Below are 22,500 nucleotides of genomic sequence, written 5' to 3'. Positions count from 1 at the left end.
CCTTTATCGGGAAGACACGTTGCGAGTTTCGGCAGGCGCTGCGCTGGCGTCATCGGTCGGGCAGACGTCGCAGGGCAGGTTGCGGCCAATCAGTTTCCGGTAGCCAAAAGCGCCCAAACCGGCACCGACGATCGGCCCAAGGATAGGCACCAGGAAGTAGGGAATATCCCGGCCTCCGGTGAAGGCGACCTTGCCCCAGCCCGCGAAGTAGGCGAAGAGTTTCGGACCGAAGTCACGCGCCGGGTTGAGGGCGAATCCGGTCAGCGGCCCCATTGAGGCGCCAATGACGGCGATGAGGATGCCGATGAGTAAAGGCGCCAGCGGGCCGCGTGGAATGCCGTTGCCATCATCGGTCAGCGCCAGTATCAGACACATCAGGATAGCGGTAATCACTGTTTCCACGAGGAAGGCTTGGGGAACGGAGATCAACGGGTTGGGATACGTCGAGAAAATGCTCGCCAGGCTCAGGCTTTCCACGCTGCCGCGGAGGATCCCCTGTGCCTGTTCGGTCGCGTAAAACAGATTGTAGTACAGGCCATAGACCAGCGCAGCGGCGCAGAAGGCGCCCCCTATCTGCGCCAGGATATAAGGGACAACTTTGCGTCCGTCGAAGCAGGCGAAGAGCCACAGTGTAATGGTGACGGCGGGGTTAAGGTGCGCGCCGGAAATCGCAGCCGTCAAATAGATAGCCATGGCGACGCCGAGGCCCCAGATGATGCTGATTTCCCATTGTCCGAAGCTGGCGCCAGCCAGTTTCAAGGCGGCGACGCAGCCAACGCCGAAAAAGATCAGCAGACCTGTGCCCAGAAATTCGGCAATGCACTGGCCCTTTAATGTAGAGATTCGCGATTGACTCATACACATTTCCTGTTTTTAACGTAGGGCGTAATAGTGAATGCAGGAGAAGATTCCTGCGGCGTTCGACCTTTCACGGTTTGTTTCACTGTGCTATCGCCAACGACACGCAAAGTGAGGAGGGAGTGACGTGTGCAGGTCAAATGTTCCTTTGATGTTAATTTATCGTTAATGAGCGAAATAGAAAAATATCGCTAGTAAAATGTGTGTTGTGCGTCAAAAAAATGAGCGTATTCGCTTATTTCTCGTGAGCTGGAAACCTTCCGCCGCTGAAACGCGTTAAATAACGCCTTAACTTGATTAACATTTGCTGTTCTCCGACGGTTTTTTTCGGTTTCTGCCGATAGCTCCGGTCAGGAAAAAATGACACACTCGCGATTGTGGAGGATGGGCGCTAGACAGTTTCCGGCTGGCTACATACAATCTTCCGAGCGTGTTGCGCCCTTGGGGCGTAACGGAGTCGGCGCAGACCGGCCGTTCGCATTGCGGCTAGTGCGCCAACGCTATGAATACGCCAGTACGGTGTGAGAATTCGCAATAAATCAGCGTTAACGGCGTATGCCTTGCGTGAAAAAGGGGTTAGAAGTTATGTCATTTGAAGTGTTTGAGAAGCTGGAATCGAAAGTTCAGCAGGCGATTGACACCATTACGCTGTTGCAGATGGAAATTGAAGAGCTGAAAGAAAAGAATAATGCGCTGTCGCAGGAAGTTCAGAGTGTGGCAGGCAATCGTGATGCGCTGATGCGCGAGAACGAACAATTGCGTGAAGCTCAGAGCTCATGGCAGGAACGTCTGCAGGCGCTGCTGGGAAAGATGGAAGAAGTACAGTAAGACAGTAGCAAGAGACGGAAAAGGGCGCGTTCACGCCCTTTTCATCCGGTCGCTTACTCCAGATCCAGCGGATCTTCGGAGAGAATGATACCGGTGTTGTCGGCATACAGATGGTCGCCGGAAAAGAAGGTGACGCCGCCAAAATTGACGCGGATATCCGTTTCGCCGATGCCTTCTCCCTCAGCGCCAGCCGGCGTGGCCGCCATGGCCTGAATGCCAATATCCAGCTCAGCCAAATCGTCGACCTGACGCACCGCGCCATAGATCACCATGCCTTCCCACTCGTTTTGCGTCGCTAATCTTGCCAGCTCGGCGTTGATCAGTGCCCGGCGCACAGAGCCGCCGCCGTCGATCAGCAGTACGCGACCGATGCCGTTTTCTTCCAGCAGCTCATAAAGCAGCCCGTTGTCTTCAAAGCATTTCACCGTGGTGATTTGACCACCAAATGAACTACGGCCACCAAAATTGGAGAAGAGAGGCTCAACGACATTGACCTCTTCATGATAGACATCACACAGTTCGGAAGTATCGTATTTCATAGGATTAACGCCTGGTTGTCGCAGGGATCGTGGAATTGAGTATATCCCTTTCTGGAGAAGGTTAGCAAAATCATCGCCTGTTGCCTTGACCGTCATCAGGGAACAGGGATGACCTTGAAGGGGCGAACTTAGCTCAGCATTACGCCCGCAGCGAACAAAATATTGGTCAGCAGGGCGCATTTGACCGTCTTTTCGAGCATGGGACGCATACTGAATGCCGTGGTTTCACGCAGCACGTAGCGCCCCTGTTTGACCAGCAGCGGCAGTGACAGAATAAACAGCCAGCCGGCCAGGCTTTGCAGATAAATGAGCGCGAACAGCCCGAGGCACAGCGGCGCGGCCATCAGCAGCAGCATGTGATACCGGCGGGCTTTCTGTGCGCCAAGCCGGACGGCCAGCGTGTTTTTTCCGCTCAAACGGTCGTTGTCGATATCGCGCAGATTATTGATGTTCAAAACGGCGGTGGCAAGCAGACCGCAGGCGGTGGCGGGCAGCATGACGATGCTATCGAAATGACCGGTTTGCAGTACATAAGAGCCTGCCACGCTCAGCCAGCCGAAGAAAATCAGTACCGAGATATCGCCCAGGCCGATATAGCCGTAAGGCCGGTTGCCCACCGTATACGTGATGGCGGCCAAAATCGCCATCAGCCCCAACACGAGAAAGACGACGATATCTACCGGTTTCTCGCAGGCGAGCGCGACCAGAGAAATACCCGAGACGATGGTCAGCAGCACCGTAACGATCAGGGCGTTGCGCAGTTCGGTCAGGCTGATGGCCCCGGTCTGAATACCGCGTAGCGGTCCGATACGTGTCTCGGTATCGCTGCCTTTCACCGCATCGCCGTAGTCGTTGGCCAGGTTGGAAAGAATTTGCAGCAAACCGGCTGTCAGCAGCGCAAGCAGCGCGACTCCCGGTTTGAAACTGCTTTGCCAACCGGCGATAGCTGAGCCGGTCACGATGGAGGCGAAGGCCAACGGTAGCGTCTTGGGACGCAAGCTGTCGAGCCAAGCCTGAGTTTTGCTGCTATGTGTCAATGAGGTCATGATCCGCTTCAGTTCTGGGAGATTATGCTTAACGTCGTTGCCGAAAACGCAAGTGGGAGGCGATAGCCTCCCACTTGATATGTTGTCAGGAACGATCCGCTGGCACGGATTATAAGATAAATCGGCTCAGATCTTCATCTGCTACTAATTCATCCAGGTGATCACGTACGTAATCCGCATCAATCGTCACATTCTGACCGCCCATTTCACTGGCGTTGTAAGACACTTCCTCGATCAGGCGTTCCAGCACGGTATGCAGACGACGCGCACCGATGTTCTCGGTACGTTCGTTGACCTGCCATGCCGCTTCCGCGATCCGACGGATACCGTCCGGCGCGAATTCCACATCCACGCCTTCCGTCGCCATCAGCGCTTTGTACTGCTGAGTCAGGGACGCGCTCGGCTCGGTGAGGATGCGCTCGAAGTCTTCCGTGGTCAACGCCTGCAGCTCAACGCGGATCGGCAGACGACCCTGGAGTTCAGGGATCAGATCCGACGGGCTGGCTACCTGGAATGCGCCGGAGGCGATAAACAGGATGTGGTCAGTTTTCACCATGCCGTGCTTGGTAGATACGGTACAGCCTTCCACCAGCGGCAGCAGGTCGCGCTGCACGCCTTCACGGGACACATCCGGGCCGGAGGACTCGCCGCGCTTACAGATTTTGTCGATTTCGTCGATGAACACGATGCCGTGCTGTTCAACGGATTCGATGGCATTCTGTTTCAGCTCTTCCGGGTTCACCAGCTTGGCGGCTTCTTCTTCCACCAGCTGTTTGAACGCGTCCTTGATTTTGATCTTGCTGGTTTTCTGCTTCTGTCCGGCCAGGTTCTGGAACATGGACTGAAGCTGATTGGTCATCTCTTCCATACCCGGAGGCGCCATGATTTCAACGCCTACCGGCGCGGCGGCCAGTTCGATCTCGATTTCTTTATCGTCCAGTTGGCCTTCACGCAGTTTTTTACGGAAAGCCTGACGAGCAGGAGACGGCTCCTGATTCTCTTCGGACTGTCCCCAGTTGTTTTTGGCCGGTGGGATCAACGCGTCCAGAATACGTTCTTCCGCCAGTTCTTCGGCGCGAACACGGTTCTTTTCCAGAGACTGGTGGCGCACCATCTTCAGGGCGGCGTCAGTCAGATCGCGGATAATGGAGTCCACTTCTTTACCGACGTAGCCGACTTCGGTGAACTTGGTCGCTTCCACCTTGATAAACGGCGCGTTGGCCAGTTTGGCGAGACGACGGGCGATCTCGGTTTTACCTACACCGGTCGGGCCAATCATCAGAATATTTTTTGGCGTAACCTCGTGGCGAAGGTCTTCGTCCAGTTGCATGCGACGCCAGCGGTTGCGCAGGGCGATTGCCACGGCCCGTTTCGCCTTGTTCTGGCCGATGATGTAGCTGTCAAGCTCGCTGACTATTTCGCGCGGGGTCATCTCAGACATAGTAGATCCTTACGCCTTGGAGGCTAATTCTTCAATCGTGTGGAACTGATTGGTATAGATGCAGATATCACCGGCGATACCGAGTGATTTCTCGACGATTTCTTTGGCGCTCAGGTCGGTATTCTCCAACAGGGCGCGTGCGGCGGACTGGGCATAGGGGCCACCGGAACCGATAGCGATCAAGTCGTTTTCCGGTTGTACGACATCGCCGTTGCCGGTGATGATCAGCGAGGCGTTCTCATCGGCCACGGCCAGCAGCGCTTCCAGACGGCGCAGCATACGGTCGGTACGCCAGTCTTTGGCTAATTCCACCGCGGCTTTTACCAGGTGTCCCTGATGCAGTTCCAATTTACGTTCGAACAGTTCAAACAGGGTGAAGGCGTCGGCGGTGCCGCCCGCAAATCCGGCGATGACACGGTCGTTGTAAAGACGGCGTACCTTCCGCACGTTACCTTTCATGACGGTGTTACCGAGGGTGGCTTGACCATCTCCGCCGATGACGACTTGGCCATTGCGGCGTACGCTTACGATTGTTGTCACGAGCTAATCCCCGTTACTGAATAAAAAGACCCCCGCATAGCGCGGGGCATGTTGAAATTAGAAATGGGGGCGGGGCGGGGGTTTTCAACCCCCGGAGGCTAATGGAATACAGCTGCTGTTGCCCATACCTTTCAGTTTTTGGACCATCTTGTCTGCCGCGGGGCGGCTGCTGTATGGGCCTAGTATGATGCGATTCCATCCGCCGCTACTGGTAATTCGGCTTTCCACGCCCGCGAATGCCAGTTGCGCCCGGATGGATTCCGCGGGCGCCATCGCCTTGAACGAACCGCACTGGATCATCCAACGCTGCGCTTTCTCGGGTTTGTCCACCGGAGCCTTGGCCGTTTCCGTGTTGGCGGGCGTGGTATTTTTCGGCGCAGCGGGCGCTGTTTTCGGCACATTCTGACTAGGTTGCTGCGTTAGCGGCGCGACGGGCGCGGGCGTCGCCGTCTGCGGTTTGATAAACACCTGAGAACGCGGCACCTGAGTCTGGTCGTTATATGGCACTTCGGACAGCTGGGTCGGCTGACGGCGCATGTCCGACTGCATCTGCTCCAGCAATTGGCGCTGCTCTTCGGTCAGTTCCCCCGTCGAGCGCACTTCGCCGCCGGCGGAAGGCTCCGTCGGTGTCGTCACGCCAATCTGGCGATTTTCCAGCTCTTTGATATAGCGCCAGCGTTCTTCGGGTTTAGGCGGAAGCCCATTGCCCTTGCCGCCGGCATGATTAGGGAGGACCGGAATTTCCTGCGGTTTGTTATGGGCAATGAAATACAGCCCGCCCGCGAAGGTCACCAATACGGCAACCGCCAGCGCAATCATGGTTTTGGATGCGCCTGAGGAACCCTTTTTTTTCCGGCTGGATGTCTTTTTCCGGCGTGTGCCTGAACGCCCCCGCCCGACATAGTCTCTTTGTGCCACTATCGTTTCACTACGAAGTAAAAAAAGTAACAGGATGTCATGTTACTGAACCCTAAAATGTTTGACTAGCACCGTGATTCCTAAAGCCGGTGACGCGCAAAATTCGGCGGAGCGGTACTGTCGCGAATGACCAGTTTACTGGACAGCAGGCGTGAGCCCCGGGTTACGGAATGCCCCTGCAGCTGTTCAAGCAGCAGCAGCGTTGCCTCACGTCCGATTTCGTAGCGGGGTTGAGCCACGGTGGAGAGCGGGGGGAAGCAGTAGCTGGCCTGGATAATATCATCAAATCCCATTAGCGATAGATCCCGCGGCACGTTCAGACCCATTTTATGAGCTTGCGCCAGCGCACCCAACGCTATGGTATCACTATGACAGAAAATCGCGGTGGGTGGGGTAGGATGTGACATCAAAACCCCCAACCCGCGGATGCCGGTGTCATAGCTGAAATCCCCTCGCACGATATAGTGGTTATCCACCGTCAGGCCGCCCCGTCGCAACGCCTGAATATAGCCTTGCAGCCGATATTCGCTGAGAGGCAACGTCTCTGGGCCTGCAATACAGGCGATGCGCTGATGGCCCAGTTCATGAAGATAGTGCACGGCGTCGAACGCGGCGGTCAGGTTGTCGATATGGACCGTCGGCATTTCCAGTTCAGGTACGAATTCATTCGCCATCACCATTGGCGGCAGATTGCGGCGTCCTGCCTTACCGGCATCGAACGGCAAGTCGGACCCGAGCAGCAGCATACCGTCCACCTGAGTGGTGATATTGGAATCGGACAGCTTTCCGTCTCGTCTCTGTTGGTAAGCGCAGTCGCCAATCAGAACCCAATAACCCCGAGCCGCTGCGGTCTCTTCGATCCCGTGAATCACCTCGCTGAAAAAAGGATCGCCGATATCCGGGACGATCGCCAATAGCGTACGGGTTTCATGCCGTTTGGCGTAACGAGCAGACGCGTATTGCAAATAGCCGACGGCCTTGGCCGCTTCCTCGACTTTCTGTCGGGTCACGGCTGAGACTTTTTCCGGATCCATCAGGGCTCGGGATACTGTGGCGGTCGAGACGCCCGCCTTGTCCGCCACGTCCTTCATCGTTGCAGCGGCCGTGTCTTTATTCTCCAACGCTTATTCTCCTCACGCCAGCTTCCGCTGCTGCGTCTTTCCGGCGTCTGTCAGCCAGGAGCGCCTGTATACCGCAGTCAAATTTACACCGTGTTCAGCATAGCGCCTTGCGGAGTAAGCATTAACAGATCTCGCATTATAGTTGTGGATTTATTATTCGCTGAACAGCATCACGCGCGAGTTTTTCGCGTTGGTTCGCAAAATTGTAGAAAAATCAATATGAAGAAAAGGTCACCCGTCCGTCGGGTCGACGTCCAGCACCCATTTGACCTTGCGCGACTGCGGCAGGGTATCGACGAGGCTCAGGGACGTCCGCAGCAGATGCTGTAGTCGGGCGCGGGAGGGGTGCTGAAGCAGCAGCTGCCAGCGAAATCGTCCCGCGCGTTTGGGCTGTAGCGCGGGCACTGGTCCCAGGACCCAGAGGTTTTCGTCGCGCAGCGGGCTGGCTTCCAGCAGATTACGTAGCTGGTGAAGGAATTGGCTGGCCTGCTGATTGTCGTGATCGTCAGCGCGAAACAGAACGTGGTTGGTGAACGGCGGCAGAGCCACGCTTTGGCGCTCTTTCAGCGTTTGGGCGGCGAAGGCATCGTAGCCCTGCTGCAACAACGTTTGCAGCAGCGGATGTTCGGGGTGATGGGTTTGCAACACCACCTCGCCGGCTTTTCCGGCGCGTCCGGCGCGGCCAGAGACCTGGGTGTAAAGCTGGGCGAATCGTTCCGCGGCCCGGAAGTCGGCGGAAAACAGAGAGCTGTCGACGTCCAGCAGAGCCACCAGCGTCACATCAGGGAAGTGGTGGCCTTTGGCCAACATCTGCGTCCCTATCAGGATCCGGGCGCCGCCCTGACGCACCTGCGCCAGCTGTTGCTCCAGCGCGCCTTTGCGGCTGGTGGTGTCGCGATCGATGCGAGTAATCGGCGTATCGGGAAAGAGGGCGGGCAGCGCCTGTTCGAGCTGCTCGGTCCCCAGTCCCACCGGCATCATGTTGGTTGAGCCGCAGTCAGGACATTGTTGTGGCACCGGTCGTTGGCTGTCGCAGTGATGGCAACGCAGCATCTGCTGGTGCTGATGCAGTGTGTAATAGTGATCGCAGCGCGGACACTCGGCGATCCAGCCGCATTCATGACACATCACCACCGGCGCAAAGCCGCGGCGATTGAGAAACAGGATGACCTGGTTTCCTTCCCGAACGTGGTGACGTATCCGTGCAATCAGGGGTTGCGATAGACCGGTGTTAAGCGGCAGTCCCTTCAGGTCGAGGATATTTTGCTGGGCAAGCCGCGCATTACCAGCGCGTTTACTGAGGCGTAACTGCCGGTATTTGCCGATTTGGACGTTATACAGCGTTTCCAGCGCCGGGGTCGCGGAGCCCATGACGATAGGGATATTCTCTTCCCGGGCGCGGAACACGGCCAAATCGCGGGCGTTGTAGCGCCACCCCTCCTGCTGTTTATACGAGCTGTCGTGCTCTTCGTCGATGACGATGAGGCCCAGCCGGGCGAAAGGCGTGAACAGGGCGGAGCGGGTGCCGATCACGATGGCGGCTTCCCCGTTTTTCGCCCGCAGCCATACAGACAGACGTTCGCTGTCGTTCAAACCGGAGTGCAGCGCGTCTACCGGCGCGTTAAAGCGATCTCTGAAGCGAGCTATGGTTTGCGGTGTCAGTCCGATTTCCGGCACCAGCACCAGCGCCTGCTTTCCCTGCGCCAGGATGTTTTCCAACACGCTGAGATACACCTCGGTCTTGCCGGAGCCGGTAATCCCGGCCAGCAGCCAGGCGGAAAAATGCTGATCTTCGCTGCGTATCGCGCCGACGGCGGTCGCCTGTTCGGTATTCAGACGCAGGCGTTCGCCGCTGACGCTGAAGTCCGGTCGCCAGTCTCGCGGCGCTTGCGATAGGGGCCTCAGGTCGCATAGCCCTTTAGCGCGTAACGCTTGCAGAGCGGCTTCGGTCAGTTGGGCGTCGCTGACCTGATGGCGGTAGAGCGGCCCTTGCAGTAACGCGGCCAGCGCTTGTTGCTGTTTGGGCGCGCGTTTCAGCGTCGGCAACGGAGTTTCACGCCCTTGTTCGGTGGCGAACCACTGCCACAGCGGCGCCGTGTGAGCGGGTTTACCCTGACGCAGTAGCGTCGGCAACGCATGGAACAGCACTTCGCCGATGGGGTAGTGGTAGTACTCGACGGCCCACATCAGGATGCGCCACAGGCTGGCTGGGAATAACGATTCCTGGTCCAGTACGTCCTGCACGGGTTTGAGCTGGGTCAGCGGCAGCGCGCTGTTATCGCTGAGAGCGGTCACGATGCCAATCATCCTGCGGTTGCCAAACGGCACGCGTACCCGCATGCCGGGCGTCGGGGGCAGAGATCCCGGGGGCAGCAGATAATCAAATGTACGCGCCAGTGGCACGGGCAGGGCAACCTGAACGACAGGCATGGCATCTCCGTCCGAAAGCTAAGGGGAAACTCTTTATACAGCATGGATGGCGAGTCAAAAGCGACACAATGCGATTGTGCGGAAAACCATCCGGCCGATAGTGTACATGGTGCGGCAGGTTCTGTGTGGGGGTGATTGCATCGGCTGGTTAATTTCTGTATGATTCGCCGCCTTTATACCGCGTGTATAAAGATAAAAACGAATTCAACTTCAACCTCGTGTGGTGTCTGGCGGAATAGGGCTGGATAGCGACACGGCCTTAATCAGAGGTTTCCCATGAAAGAAGGTATCCATCCGAATTACAGCGAAATTACTGCATCTTGCTCTTGCGGTAATGTCATCAAAACCCGTTCTACTGCGGGTCACGACCTGAACCTGGACGTATGCTCCGCTTGCCACCCGTTCTACACCGGCAAACAGCGTGTTGTTGACACTGGTGGTCGTGTTGATCGCTTCAACAAGCGTTTCAGCATCCCGGGCAGCAAGAAGTAATTTGCTTCACGGTTTTTGCCGCGGATTTTCTTCCGCGCATAACAAAGGCACCCTCGGGTGCCTTTGTCGTTTCTGGATGCCGTGAACGGCATCACTCAGTATTCCCAGGTATCCGGGTTGATACCCATTTCTCGCATGATCTGTTTGGCCACTTCAGGGATTTCATCGCAGCGCTCTTTACGCAGGTCTTCATCATTCGGCAACGGTTGCCCGGTAAATGCATGGAGAAACGCTTCGCAAAGCAATTCGCTGTTAGTGGCGTGACGCAAGTTGTTCACCTGGCGACGGGTGCGTTCGTCAGTTAAAATCTTCAATACTTTCAACGGGATGGAAACTGTGATCTTCTTGACCTGTTCACTTTTCTTGCCGTGTTCAGCGTATGGGCTTACGTATTCGCCATTCCACTTAGCCATGAGATACCTTAAAAATTATCGTGATGAGGACAGTCACTGTCATAAATTGTCTTAATTCTAGCGATTATTATAGGGATGCTCAATCTATACGCAAAGAAGTTTAGAAGTCTAGATGTATTGACGTCTATGTTGACTGCGTTTACTCTTGGGGCTCTTCATTCAGCTACCAGTCAGGAATCTCACCGATGACGCGCAAACAGGCCACTATCGCAGTTCGCAGCGGGTTGAATAACGACGAACAGTACGGTTGTGTCGTTCCCCCCATCAATCTCTCCAGCACCTATAACTTCGCCGGTTTTAACCAACCGCGTGAGCATGATTACTCACGGCGCGGCAACCCGACCCGCGACGTCGTGCAACGCGCGCTTGCTGAGTTGGAAGGCGGCGCAGGTGCGGTAATGACGAACAGCGGCATGTCTGCGATTTTGCTGGTTTGCACCGTTTTCCTGCGACCGGGCGATCTTCTGGTGGCGCCTCACGACTGCTACGGCGGTAGCTACCGCCTGTTCGACAGCCTGAGCAAACGTGGCGCGTTCCGGGTGAAATTCGTCGATCAGGGCAATGACGCGGAGCTGAAGGCGGCGTTGGCGGAAAAACCGCAGCTGGTGCTGGTGGAAAGCCCAAGCAATCCGCTGCTGCGCGTAGTCGACATCGCCGCGATCTGTCAGGCGGCGCGTGACGCGGGTGCGGTCAGCGTGGTGGATAACACCTTCCTGAGTCCGGCGCTGCAGAATCCGTTGAATTTGGGAGCCGACCTGGTGGTGCACTCCTGCACCAAATATCTCAACGGCCACTCGGATGTGGTCGCGGGGACGGTGATTGCGCGCGACCCTGAACTCGTGACCGAACTGGCCTGGTGGGCCAACAATATTGGCGTGACCGGCGCGGCGTTTGATAGCTATCTGCTGCTGCGCGGCCTGCGGACACTGGGGCCACGCATGGCGGCGGCGCAGAAGAATGCATTACAGATTGTGGAATTTCTTCAGCAGCAGCCGCAGGTGAAAAAACTGTATCACCCCTCTTTACCGGAAAACGCCGGGCATGACATCGCGCGTCGCCAGCAATCGGGTTTTGGGGCTATGCTGAGCTTTGAGCTGGACGGCGATGAAGATACGTTGCGCCGTTTCTTGTCCTCACTGGAGCTATTTACGCTGGCGGAGTCGTTGGGGGGCGTTGAAAGCCTGATCTCCCACGCCGCCACCATGACTCATGCCGGAATGGCCCCGGAAGCGCGCGCTGCAGCAGGGATATCCGAGACGCTGCTGCGTGTTTCCGTCGGTATTGAAGACGGTGACGATCTGGTCGCCGATTTAGAACAGGCATTTCAGGCAGTCGCAAAGAGGTAACGATGAGTGCTTTAGGGATAGCGGGTGCCGCCACGGGTCGGCAGCTGCATAAATTTGGCGGCAGCAGTTTGGCTGATGTGAAATGTTATCAGCGCGTCGCCGGTATTATGGCCGAATACAGTCGTCCCGGTGACCTGATGGTCGTGTCGGCGGCGGGTGGCACGACCAACCAGCTGATTAGCTGGCTAAAGCTTAGTCAAACCGACCGTATTTCCGCGCATCAGGTGCAGCAGGCGCTGCGCCGCTATCAAAGCGAACTGATTGCGGGTCTGTTGCACGAGGCTGCGGCAGAGCGGCTGACTTCTGCGTTTATTCATGACCTTGAGCGTCTGGCGGCGCTGCTGGACGGAAAAATCACCGAAGCGGTTTATGCCGAAGTCGTGGGACACGGAGAAATCTGGTCTGCCCGATTGATGGCCGCCGTGCTGAATCAATCAGACATCGATGCCTCCTGGCTGGATGCACGCACGTTTCTCTGCGCGGAGCGCTCTGCGTTGCCTCAGGTTGACGAAGGACGCTCCTGGCCGCTGTTACAGCAGCAGCTCATCCAGCATGCTAATCAGCGTCTGGTGATCACCGGTTTTATCAGCCGTAATGAAGCGGGTGAAACGGTCCTGCTGGGCAGAAATGGGAGTGACTACTCGGCCACGCAGATCGGCGCGTTGGCGGATGTCGAACGTGTGACGATCTGGAGCGACGTTGCCGGCGTGTTCAGCGCGGATCCGCGCAAAGTCAAAGATGCCTGTCTGCTGCCGTTGCTGCGGTTGGACGAGGCCAGCGAACTGGCGCGTTTAGCCGCTCCTGTTCTGCATACCCGCACGTTGCAGCCGGTGTCCGGTAGCGATATCAATCTTGAGCTGCGCTGCAGCTATCAACCCGAACAGGGGTCGACCCGTATCGAACGCGTACTGGCCTCCGGAACCGGCGCCAAGATCGTCACCAGCCATGATGATGTTTGTCTGATTGAGGTGACGGTACAAGATGGACACGATTTTCAACGTGTGCAGCAAGACGCCGGACAATTGCTTCAGCGCGCGCAGATAAAAGCGCTGGCGACAGGCATCCATCCTGACCGTAATTTGCTGCAGTTCTGCTACACCTCGGAAGTGGTCGACAGCGCCTGGTCGCTGCTGGAGCAGTCGGCGCTGCCGATTCAGCTTCAACTGCGTGAAGGTCTGGCGATTGTCGCGGTCGTAGGGGCTGGCGTCGGCAATAACCCGCTTCATAGCCACCGTTTTTATCAGCAGCTTAAAGACCAGCCAGTCGAATTCGTCTGTGAATCGGACGATAGCATCAGCCTTGCGGCGGTGCTGCGCGTCGGGCCGACAGAGCATCTGGTGCGTGGTCTACATCATTCTTTATTCCGAGCGGAAAAGCGCATCGGACTGGTGCTGTTCGGTAAAGGAAACATTGGTTCCCGCTGGCTGGAGCTGTTCGCTCGCGAACAAACTCATCTGTCAGCACGTACCGGTTTTGAATTTGTTCTGGCCGGTGTCGTCGACAGCCGCCGCAGCTTGCTGAATCACGATGGCTTAGATGCGGGGCATGTGCTGGCCTATTTCGACGACGAAGCTCAGGAACGAGACGAAGATGAATTGTTCCTGTGGATGCGCGCGCATCCCTATGATGATTTGGTGGTGCTGGATGTGACCGCCAGCGGGGCTGTGGCCGATCTGTATCTGGATTTCGCGAGCTACGGTTTTCATGTCATCAGCGCGAATAAACAGGCGGGAGCCTCCGGCGGCGACAATTATCGCCAAATCCGCGATGCGTTCGCGAAAACCGGCGGCCATTGGTTATATAACGCCACCGTCGGCGCCGGATTGCCGGTGAACTATGCGGTCCGCGACCTGTGTGAAAGCGGAGACAGCATCCTGGCCATTAGCGGGATCTTTTCCGGCACGCTGTCTTGGCTATTCCTGCAGTTCGACGGCACGGTGCCGTTCACCGAGCTGGTGGATCAGGCATGGCAGCAAGGTTTGACCGAGCCTGACCCGCGCGACGATCTGTCCGGTCAGGACGTGATGCGTAAACTGGTGATTCTGGCGCGCGAAGCCGGCCATGACATAGAGCCGTCGCAGGTGCGTGTCGAGTCGCTGGTCCCCGCAGGCTGTGAACAGGGTTCCGTCGACCAGTTCTTCGAGGACGGCGAGTCGCTGGACGACCAAATGCTACAGCGGCTGGAAGCGGCCAATGAAATGGGATTGGTGCTGCGCTATGTGGCGCGCTTCGATGCCAGCGGTAAGGCGCGCGTCGGGGTGGAAGCCGTCCGTCCGGATCACCCTCTGGCCGCGTTGCTGCCGTGCGACAACGTCTTCGCGATCGAAAGCCGTTGGTATCGTGATAACCCGCTGGTTATCCGAGGTCCGGGGGCGGGTCGTGATGTGACCTCCGGAGCTATCCAATCCGATCTGAACCGGTTGGCTCAACTGCTCTGATCGCGAGGATGTCGGCGACATCTTCGTGAAAAATCGCCGTGATCCAACTCCGCCCGAAGCGTTCTGCTTCGGGTTTTTTTATACTTAAAATCAACGTGTTGTGTCGTTGTTAAAGCAACATGAATCCTCCTCACATTGCATGAATAAACATCAGCTCCCAAAGCGTTGACTACGGATACCGATTCGGCCATTTTTATATAGACGTCTAAACGTATAGACGTTTGCATGGTGGCAATGACAACGGCTAATTGAGGTAAGGATATGAGTTTTTTCCACGCGAATCATCAGGAGGCGCTGAATCAGAGCCTGGCGGAATTGCAGGGGCACATTAATGTTTCTTTCGAGTTTTTCCCGCCGCGCACCAGTGAGATGGAAGGGACGCTGTGGAGTTCAATTGACCGTTTGAGCAGCCTGAAACCCAAGTTTGTGTCGGTGACTTATGGCGCTAACTCCGGCGAACGCGACCGCACGCATAGCATCATTAAAGCCATTAAGGAACGTATCGGCGTTGATGCGGCGCCACATCTGACCTGTATCGACGCAAGTCGTGATGAGCTGAAAGCGATTGCACAGGATTATTGGCAAAGCGGTATTCGTCACATCGTCGCGCTGCGAGGCGATCTCCCCCCCGAAGGTGGCAAACCTGAGCTTTATGCGGCGGATTTGGTGACCCTGCTGAAAGAAGTAGGCGACTTCGATATTTCTGTGGCGGCCTACCCTGAAGTGCATCCTGAGGCCAAAAGTGCTCAGGCAGATTTGATCAATTTGAAACGCAAAGTCGATGCGGGTGCTAATCGCGCCATCACCCAGTTCTTTTTCGACGTAGAAAGCTATCTGCGCTTTCGTGACCGTTGTGTCTCCACGGGGATCGACGTGGAAATTGTGCCGGGCATTTTGCCTGTTTCTAACTTCCGACAGCTGCAGCGTTTTGCCACGATGACTAACGTACGCGTACCAAATTGGATGACAGCGATGTTTGACGGGCTGGATCACGATCCGGAAACGCGCAAGATGGTGGGCGCTTCCATTGCGATGGATATGGTAAAAATCCTGCGACGGGAAGGGGTGAAAGACTTCCACTTCTATACCCTGAATCGCGCGGAGCTGAGTTATGCAATTTGCCATACGTTAGGGGTTCGTCCCGCCATCGCGGCCTGATTGCCGTTGCGACATCATGCAGCGGCATCCATATCGGCATTTCCTACTGACGGGGATGCCTTCACATTCCTTCTGACTACGGGCACGTAGCTCCCGACAGTTTCTCTGTAACTCTTATCAATAGACAAAAAAAGGCGGGCCTGAGGCCCGCCAAAGTATCGTTGGCTTTCTTTTTACTTGTCTGCTTTTCAGGATGATATCGGCGTGATTCTGTACCGTTAGTGAATATCAGGTGCCGATAGCCCGCATGGGTTAGCCTCGGCCTGCCAGAAATTCACTGATCCTGAATGCCACAATCCCGTTGTAGCTTCTCTGCCCTGGTGGTGGCGTTGAATAAGTTCACCTTCATGTTCGGTAGCGTACAAAAAGAGAGCTGTTTGCTTAACTTGGAAGTATTATTGCTCACAGAGGTTGATAGGGCTAATCGTTCATTGCTATTCTATCTATCGTTATGGGCTATCGTGTTTAAGGAGAATTGAGGCATGAACATCCGGGATTTAGAATATCTTGTGGCGTTAGCGGAGCACCGGCATTTCCGCCGAGCCGCTGATTCTTGCCACGTTAGCCAACCTACGCTGAGCGGGCAGATTCGCAAGCTCGAAGACGAACTGGGCGTGATGTTGCTGGAGCGTACCAGCCGCAAAGTGCTGTTTACACAAGCCGGTTTGCTGTTGGTCGAACAGGCCCGAACGGTGCTGCGCGAAGTCAAAGTGCTGAAAGAGATGGCGAGCCAGCAAGGTGAAAGCATGTCTGGTCCGTTGCATATCGGACTGATCCCGACCGTAGGCCCTTATCTCCTTCCTCACATCATCCCCATGCTACACAAAACGTTTCCAAAATTGGAAATGTATTTGCACGAAGCGCAGACCCATCAACTGCTGGCTCAGCTGGATAGCGGTAAACTGGACTGCGCCATTCTTGCCATGGTGAAAGAGTCGGAAGCCTTTATCGAAGTGCCGCTGTTCGACGAACCGATGAAACTGGCAATTTATCAGGATCATCCCTGGGCCAATCGCGAGCGGGTCGCCATGTCGGATCTGGCCGGGGAGAAACTGTTGATGCTGGAAGACGGCCACTGCCTGCGCGATCAGGCGATGGGCTTCTGTTTCCAGGCCGGTGCGGATGAAGACACGCATTTTCGGGCGACCAGTCTGGAGACGCTGAGAAACATGGTGGCGGCGGGTAGTGGGATTACGTTATTGCCTTCCCTGTCGGTTCCGAAAGAAAGAACGCGTGACGGCGTGTCATACCTCCAGTGTTACAAACCGGAACCGAAGCGCACGGTCGCACTGGTTTATCGCCCAGGCTCGCCGCTGCGCAGCCGGTATGAGCAGCTGGCCGACGCTGTTCGCGAGCACATGCAGTTGTATCTGGACAATCAGGCAAAGCAGGCTGTTTAAATGGTTCGAGAGGATGGTTGCTGATTGAGCGTCTCCGCGGTCTGGGCGCAAATTATTACTTATGCGAATGGATTGCTGATCGCGCCATCCGAGAACAACCTCGCATAGTGCCTTGGACAGGGTTGAGCCTGTGGGCGTAAACCCCTTCTCAGGCTTCATCTCGATGTGTGTCGAGACGAGAACAATCGCGACTTTCCCTAAATCGTCGGTGTACAGGCCGGCATCAGTTGCTTAATTGCGGATATTGGCCTTTTGACCATCCACGAAGATTTCCCGAGTAAACCACGCTATTGTCACTTTTTATACGGACAAACTTTGACGCACTTTGTAGTGAGCAAAGTTTGCTATAGTGCCTCTCTAAGTAAGGAGAGCAAATCACTTTGAGCAAGACTACGGGTGTTAGAGCACAACAAAAAGAACGGACGCGTCGTTCCCTTATTGAAGCTGCATTTAGCCAACTGAGCGCTGAACGCAGTTTTGCCAGCCTTAGCCTGCGTGAGGTAGCCCGCGAGGCGGGTATCGCCCCCACTTCCTTCTATCGTCATTTTCGTGATGTTGATGAACTCGGTCTGACGATGGTCGATGAGAGCGGACTGATGCTCCGCCAACTGATGCGGCAGGCTCGCCAGCGTATCGTCAAGAGCGGCGGCAGCGTCATCAGAACGTCTGTATCCACCTTTATGGAGTTCATCGGCAACAACCCGAACGCTTTTCGCCTTTTGCTGCGTGAACGTTCCGGTACTTCCGCCGCATTTCGTGCCGCCGTTGTCCGGGAAATTCAGCATTTCATTGCCGAACTGGCGGATTACCTTGAAGTCGAAAATCATATCCCGCGTAGTTTCGCCGAGGCGCAGTCGGAAGCGATGGTGACGATTGTTTTCAGCGCGGGCGCGGAAGCGTTAGACATCGGCGCTGAACAGCGAAGCCAGCTGGAAGAACGCCTGGTATTACAACTGCGGATGATTGCGAAAGGGGCGTATTACTGGTATCGAAGAGAGCTGAGCAAAGGATTTACTACGCCGTAGTCTTTCAGACTCGTTGAGGAACATCATGGCAAAACTGAAAAATGCAGAGAAAGGGACGTTGTTGCTGTCGATGATTGCCGGTTTGTCCGTCAATGGCTCGTTCGCTGCTTTGTTTAGCGCCGTTGTTCCGTTTTCCATTTTTCCGCTCATCGCATTGGCGCTATCGGTTTGGTGTCTACATCAGCGCTATCGACGCCTGAATATGTCGCCTGGGCTGCCGAAGTTGGTTGCAGGCTGCTTTTTATTCGGCCTATTGCTCTTCAGTGCGATGATTCGGGCTGAGTATCCCCAAATCGGCTCCAACTTCGTGCCGTCTATTCTCTGCGTTTTGCTGGCTTTGTGGCTGATCATCAAGCGGCGTGACCGCCCATAGGCCAAAGACCATGCCTCTTAATCGATCAAGCTGGCAGCCGGGAAATCCGGCTGCGAAGGCGTTAGGCGAACTTTTCCAGTAAAACGCCGCATTCCATGTGATGGGTGTAGGGGAACTGATCAAATAGCGCCAGTTGGCTGACTTTGTGTGTCTGACTCAGGGTTTCCAAATTCGCGCACAAGGTTTCCGGGTTGCAGGATATGTACATAATCCGTGGGTATTCTTGAACCAAACGAACGGTATCTTCATCCAAACCGCTGCGCGGCGGGTCGACAAAGATGGTTTCGCATTGATAGCTGCTAAGATCGATGCCCTTAAGCCGATTGAACTGGCGGACGCCACGCATGGCTTGGGTGAACTCCTCCGCGGCCATGCGAATAATTTGCACATTATCAATCTGGTTCGCGGCAATGTTGTATTGCGCGGCAGCCACAGACGGCTTAGCTATCTCGGTCGCCAATACGTTTTCGAAATTACGCGCCAGCGCTAATGAGAAGTTGCCATTGCCGCAGTAGAGCTCCAGCAGGTCTCCTTTTGAACCGGCTGTCACGTTCAGCGCCCATTCCAGCATTTGCACATTCATGGCGGCATTGGGTTGGGTAAAGCTGTTCTCCACCTGGCGATAAATGATGTCTTTGCCGGCAACCGGCAGCACTTCATCAACGTAATCCCGATCGAGACAGATTTTAGTCTTGGTCGCTCGTCCTATTAATTGCAGATTAAAACCTTGAGCTCGCAGTTGGTCGCGCAATTCGCGAGCCTGTTGCTGCCATTCCTCATCTAATGGACGGTGGTACAGCAACGAGACTACGATTTCTCCACTCACCGTGGAAAGATAATCAATCTGGAACAGCTTGCGGCGTAATACAGGTTGCGGACGAATGGCCGCCAGTAATAGCGGCATGAGTGCGTTAATCAGCTCGCTGGCGGCGGGGAACTTGTCGACCCGAATGCGCTGTTTAGTGTGCTGATCGAACATGATGTGGAAAAGGTCGTCGCCTTCGTGCCAGACGCGGAACTCGGCCCGCATCCGATAGTGGCTAACCGGAGAACGGAATACGGCGGGTTTCGGAGCGGAAAATGGTGCCATCATCGCCTCTAGACGTGTGCGCTTTTCTTCTAGCTGAGCGTCGTAGTTTTCGATGGGCAGGATTTCTGGCGTCATAGTGTTCTCGTTTAAAGGCGGCTAGGTGACTTTACTGGCGGCGATTGTAGGGGATTGGGAAGGGATAGCCAACCTTGTCATAGGGAATCAGTTTACTGGTCGTAACGTGTGCTGGTGATAGATTACTTCCTCTCGAACAACTCGCTTCATGGTAAAATCGCGGTCTATTTATTGAGATGAAGAGGGGTGTATGGCTACCGATTGGCAGAGCGAGAACCCGGTCTCGCCGGAAGCTATTCCTTCTGTTTCCGGGCGTCCCACCGTACTGATTCTGGATTCCGGCGTGGGTGGTTTGTCGGTTTATGGTGAAGTTCGCAAGTTGCTTCCGGAATTGCACTATATCTACGCATTCGATAATGAAGCGTTTCCTTATGGCGAGAAACCGGAGCAGTTTGTCATTCAGCGGGTAGTTGCCATCGTTGAAGCGGTTCAGCAACGGTATCCGCTTTCCATGGTTATCGTCGCCTGTAACACGGCGAGTACGATTTCCCTTCCCGCCTTACGTGCTCGTTTCTCTTTTCCTGTTGTGGGTGTCGTGCCTGCCGTCAAGCCGGCAGCAAAACTCACACGCAACGGCGTGGTTGGGCTGCTGGCGACTCGTGGCACAGTGCAACGTACTTATACCCATGAACTGATTGCGCGCTTTGCTAATGACTGCAAGATTCTGCTGCTGGGATCGTCGGAACTGGTAGAGCTGGGGGAAGCTAAGCTGAGGGGAGAACGTGTTCCGACAGATGCACTGGTGCATATATTAAAACCCTGGCTCAAACTACCAGAACCGCCAGATACCGTAGTGCTGGGATGTACCCACTTTCCTCTACTGACGGAAGAGTTACAGCAGGTTCTGCCGGATGGGACTCGTTTGGTGGATTCCGGAGCGGCGATTGCGCGAAGAGCGTTATGGCTGATTGAACATATAGAAAAGCCAGCGCTATCTATTCAGAAAAATATCGCCTTCTGCCTTAACATTACGCCGCAGGTTGCCATGCTACAGCCGGTATTAGCTCGTTTTGGCTTCGATTCGCTGGAGAAATTGCCACTCCATCCTGTTTTTGAGTGAATTCTGAACGGTTGAAAATGTTTTTGTATTTAGCGCTTGTCAGCCCGAAATAACTCCCTATAATGCGCTCCCACTGACACGGCAAAGCGGACAACGCATCGCAGTGACAGTCGGAGAAAAACGAAAAAAGTCGTTGACTCTGAATGAGGTAAGCGTAATATACGCGGCCTCACGTTAGTCGCCTCGGCGGCAACGAAACGCTCTTTAACAATTTAATCAGACAATCTGTGTGGGCACTCACAAGACACTATCGCAACTAGATACGAAAAAGTCTTGAAGAGTGAACAACAGTTAATTCATTACGAATGAACAGTAAATTCTTTGAGCATCGCTATTAACTTAGCAAATCAAGCTTTTAATTGAAGAGTTTGATCATGGCTCAGATTGAACGCTGGCGGCAGGCCTAACACATGCAAGTCGAGCGGCAGCGGAAAGTAGCTTGCTACTTTGCCGGCGAGCGGCGGACGGGTGAGTAATGTCTGGGGATCTGCCCGATGGAGGGGGATAACTACTGGAAACGGTAGCTAATACCGCATAACGTCGCAAGACCAAAGTGGGGGACCTTCGGGCCTCACACCATCGGATGAACCCAGATGGGATTAGCTAGTAGGCGGGGTAAAGGCCCACCTAGGCGACGATCTCTAGCTGGTCTGAGAGGATGACCAGCCACACTGGAACTGAGACACGGTCCAGACTCCTACGGGAGGCAGCAGTGGGGAATATTGCACAATGGGGGAAACCCTGATGCAGCCATGCCGCGTGTATGAAGAAGGCCTTCGGGTTGTAAAGTACTTTCAGCGGGGAGGAAGGGAGTAAGGTTAATAGCCTTATTCATTGACGTTACCCGCAGAAGAAGCACCGGCTAACTCCGTGCCAGCAGCCGCGGTAATACGGAGGGTGCAAGCGTTAATCGGAATGACTGGGCGTAAAGCGCACGCAGGCGGTTTGTTAAGTCAGATGTGAAATCCCCGAGCTTAACTTGGGAACTGCATTTGAAACTGGCAAGCTAGAGTCTTGTAGAGGGGGGTAGAATTCCAGGTGTAGCGGTGAAATGCGTAGAGATCTGGAGGAATACCGGTGGCGAAGGCGGCCCCCTGGACAAAGACTGACGCTCAGGTGCGAAAGCGTGGGGAGCAAACAGGATTAGATACCCTGGTAGTCCACGCTGTAAACGATGTCGACTTGGAGGTTGCGGTCTTGAACTGTGGCTTCCGGAGCTAACGCGTTAAGTCGACCGCCTGGGGAGTACGGCCGCAAGGTTAAAACTCAAATGAATTGACGGGGGCCCGCACAAGCGGTGGAGCATGTGGTTTAATTCGATGCAACGCGAAGAACCTTACCTACTCTTGACATCCAGAGAATTTAGCAGAGATGCTTTAGTGCCTTCGGGAACTCTGAGACAGGTGCTGCATGGCTGTCGTCAGCTCGTGTTGTGAAATGTTGGGTTAAGTCCCGCAACGAGCGCAACCCTTATCCTTTGTTGCCAGCACATAATGGTGGGAACTCAAAGGAGACTGCCGGTGATAAACCGGAGGAAGGTGGGGATGACGTCAAGTCATCATGGCCCTTACGAGTAGGGCTACACACGTGCTACAATGGCGCATACAAAGAGAAGCGAACTTGCGAGAGTAAGCGGACCTCATAAAGTGCGTCGTAGTCCGGATTGGAGTCTGCAACTCGACTCCATGAAGTCGGAATCGCTAGTAATCGTAGATCAGAATGCTACGGTGAATACGTTCCCGGGCCTTGTACACACCGCCCGTCACACCATGGGAGTGGGTTGCAAAAGAAGTAGGTAGCTTAACCTTCGGGAGGGCGCTTACCACTTTGTGATTCATGACTGGGGTGAAGTCGTAACAAGGTAACCGTAGGGGAACCTGCGGTTGGATCACCTCCTTACCAAAGTGAA

At 55.2% G+C, this 22,500-nt stretch carries 19 protein-coding genes and 1 rRNA gene; 10 read left to right on the top strand and 10 right to left on the bottom strand.

Annotated elements, in window-relative coordinates:
- Nucleotides 1-3: 3 nt before the first annotated feature.
- Nucleotides 4-858, bottom strand: a complete 855-nt coding sequence (locus tag CKQ53_RS04465) for an MIP/aquaporin family protein (RefSeq protein ID WP_085651737.1) — start codon at nt 856-858, stop codon at nt 4-6.
- A gap of 585 nt (nt 859-1,443) precedes the next feature.
- Here CKQ53_RS04465 and zapB point away from each other — a divergent pair.
- Complete coding sequence (gene zapB / locus CKQ53_RS04460) at nt 1,444-1,686, top strand: septal ring assembly protein ZapB (RefSeq protein ID WP_026740886.1); 243 nt, start codon at nt 1,444-1,446, stop codon at nt 1,684-1,686.
- A gap of 53 nt (nt 1,687-1,739) precedes the next feature.
- Here the strand turns inward: zapB and rraA are convergent, their stop codons facing one another.
- From rraA to priA, 7 genes are all read right to left on the bottom strand, one after another.
- Nucleotides 1,740-2,225: a ribonuclease E activity regulator RraA gene (rraA, locus tag CKQ53_RS04455; RefSeq protein WP_085651736.1), complete on the bottom strand. Its 486-nt coding sequence runs from the start codon at nt 2,223-2,225 to the stop codon at nt 1,740-1,742.
- Nucleotides 2,226-2,353: 128 nt separating this feature from the next.
- Nucleotides 2,354-3,271 (bottom strand): 1,4-dihydroxy-2-naphthoate polyprenyltransferase, encoded by a 918-nt coding sequence (locus CKQ53_RS04450; protein ID WP_085651735.1) that lies wholly within the window; start codon nt 3,269-3,271, stop codon nt 2,354-2,356.
- Between the two features lie 109 nt (nt 3,272-3,380).
- Nucleotides 3,381-4,712, bottom strand: a complete 1,332-nt coding sequence (gene hslU, locus CKQ53_RS04445) for an HslU--HslV peptidase ATPase subunit (protein WP_085651734.1) — start codon at nt 4,710-4,712, stop codon at nt 3,381-3,383.
- A gap of 9 nt (nt 4,713-4,721) precedes the next feature.
- Nucleotides 4,722-5,252 carry an ATP-dependent protease subunit HslV gene (hslV, locus tag CKQ53_RS04440; protein WP_026740890.1) on the bottom strand — a complete coding sequence of 177 codons (531 nt, stop codon included), beginning with the start codon at nt 5,250-5,252 and terminating at the stop codon, nt 4,722-4,724.
- An 84-nt stretch (nt 5,253-5,336) separates the two neighbouring features.
- Entirely contained in the window at nt 5,337-6,170 is an 834-nt protein-coding gene (ftsN, locus tag CKQ53_RS04435; protein WP_094118718.1) for a cell division protein FtsN, read from the bottom strand.
- Between the two features lie 80 nt (nt 6,171-6,250).
- Entirely contained in the window at nt 6,251-7,291 is a 1,041-nt protein-coding gene (gene cytR / locus CKQ53_RS04430; RefSeq protein ID WP_118894694.1) for a DNA-binding transcriptional regulator CytR, read from the bottom strand.
- Nucleotides 7,292-7,522: 231 nt separating this feature from the next.
- Nucleotides 7,523-9,721, bottom strand: coding sequence for a primosomal protein N' (priA, locus tag CKQ53_RS04425; protein ID WP_094118719.1), 2,199 nt, complete (start codon nt 9,719-9,721; stop codon nt 7,523-7,525).
- A gap of 276 nt (nt 9,722-9,997) precedes the next feature.
- Here priA and rpmE point away from each other — a divergent pair, with 276 nt between their 5' ends.
- The gene (rpmE, locus tag CKQ53_RS04420) at nt 9,998-10,213 is read left to right on the top strand and encodes a 50S ribosomal protein L31 (protein ID WP_026740894.1); all 216 of its coding nucleotides are present in this window, start codon (nt 9,998-10,000) and stop codon (nt 10,211-10,213) included.
- A gap of 95 nt (nt 10,214-10,308) precedes the next feature.
- On the opposite strand, the gene metJ is transcribed toward rpmE, so the two are convergent.
- Complete coding sequence (gene metJ, locus CKQ53_RS04415; protein ID WP_085651730.1) at nt 10,309-10,626, bottom strand: met regulon transcriptional regulator MetJ; 318 nt, start codon at nt 10,624-10,626, stop codon at nt 10,309-10,311.
- Nucleotides 10,627-10,811: 185 nt separating this feature from the next.
- Between metJ and metB the strand changes: the two genes are divergently transcribed.
- The 6 genes from metB (at nt 10,812) to CKQ53_RS04385 (ending at nt 18,366) form a co-directional block, all read left to right on the top strand.
- Entirely contained in the window at nt 10,812-11,972 is a 1,161-nt protein-coding gene (metB, locus tag CKQ53_RS04410) for a cystathionine gamma-synthase (RefSeq protein ID WP_085651729.1), read from the top strand.
- Between the two features lie 2 nt (nt 11,973-11,974).
- Nucleotides 11,975-14,410, top strand: coding sequence for a bifunctional aspartate kinase/homoserine dehydrogenase II (locus tag CKQ53_RS04405; protein WP_118894692.1), 2,436 nt, complete (start codon nt 11,975-11,977; stop codon nt 14,408-14,410).
- Nucleotides 14,411-14,671: 261 nt separating this feature from the next.
- Complete coding sequence (gene metF, locus CKQ53_RS04400; RefSeq protein WP_085651727.1) at nt 14,672-15,568, top strand: methylenetetrahydrofolate reductase; 897 nt, start codon at nt 14,672-14,674, stop codon at nt 15,566-15,568.
- A gap of 482 nt (nt 15,569-16,050) precedes the next feature.
- Nucleotides 16,051-16,968 carry a DNA-binding transcriptional regulator OxyR gene (gene oxyR / locus CKQ53_RS04395; protein WP_085651726.1) on the top strand — a complete coding sequence of 306 codons (918 nt, stop codon included), beginning with the start codon at nt 16,051-16,053 and terminating at the stop codon, nt 16,966-16,968.
- A 380-nt stretch (nt 16,969-17,348) separates the two neighbouring features.
- Nucleotides 17,349-17,993, top strand: coding sequence for an HTH-type transcriptional repressor FabR (fabR, locus tag CKQ53_RS04390; protein WP_074729089.1), 645 nt, complete (start codon nt 17,349-17,351; stop codon nt 17,991-17,993).
- Nucleotides 17,994-18,018: 25 nt separating this feature from the next.
- Nucleotides 18,019-18,366: a YijD family membrane protein gene (locus tag CKQ53_RS04385; protein WP_085651725.1), complete on the top strand. Its 348-nt coding sequence runs from the start codon at nt 18,019-18,021 to the stop codon at nt 18,364-18,366.
- Between the two features lie 61 nt (nt 18,367-18,427).
- On the opposite strand, the gene trmA is transcribed toward CKQ53_RS04385, so the two are convergent.
- Entirely contained in the window at nt 18,428-19,531 is a 1,104-nt protein-coding gene (gene trmA / locus CKQ53_RS04380) for a tRNA (uridine(54)-C5)-methyltransferase TrmA (protein WP_085651724.1), read from the bottom strand.
- A 190-nt stretch (nt 19,532-19,721) separates the two neighbouring features.
- On the opposite strand from trmA, the gene murI reads away from it, so the two are divergent.
- A complete protein-coding gene (gene murI / locus CKQ53_RS04375; protein ID WP_094118720.1) occupies nt 19,722-20,591 on the top strand; it encodes a glutamate racemase in 870 nt (289 codons plus the stop codon).
- A 356-nt stretch (nt 20,592-20,947) separates the two neighbouring features.
- Nucleotides 20,948-22,490, top strand: a 16S ribosomal RNA gene (locus CKQ53_RS04365).
- Nucleotides 22,491-22,500 lie beyond the last annotated feature (10 nt).

The sequence above is a fragment of the Lonsdalea britannica genome (assembly GCF_003515985.1).
GTDB classification, from domain to species: Bacteria; Pseudomonadota; Gammaproteobacteria; order Enterobacterales; family Enterobacteriaceae; genus Lonsdalea; species Lonsdalea britannica.
Note: the sequence above shows the minus strand (reverse complement) of the source record. Positions and strands in the feature narration are given on the sequence as shown.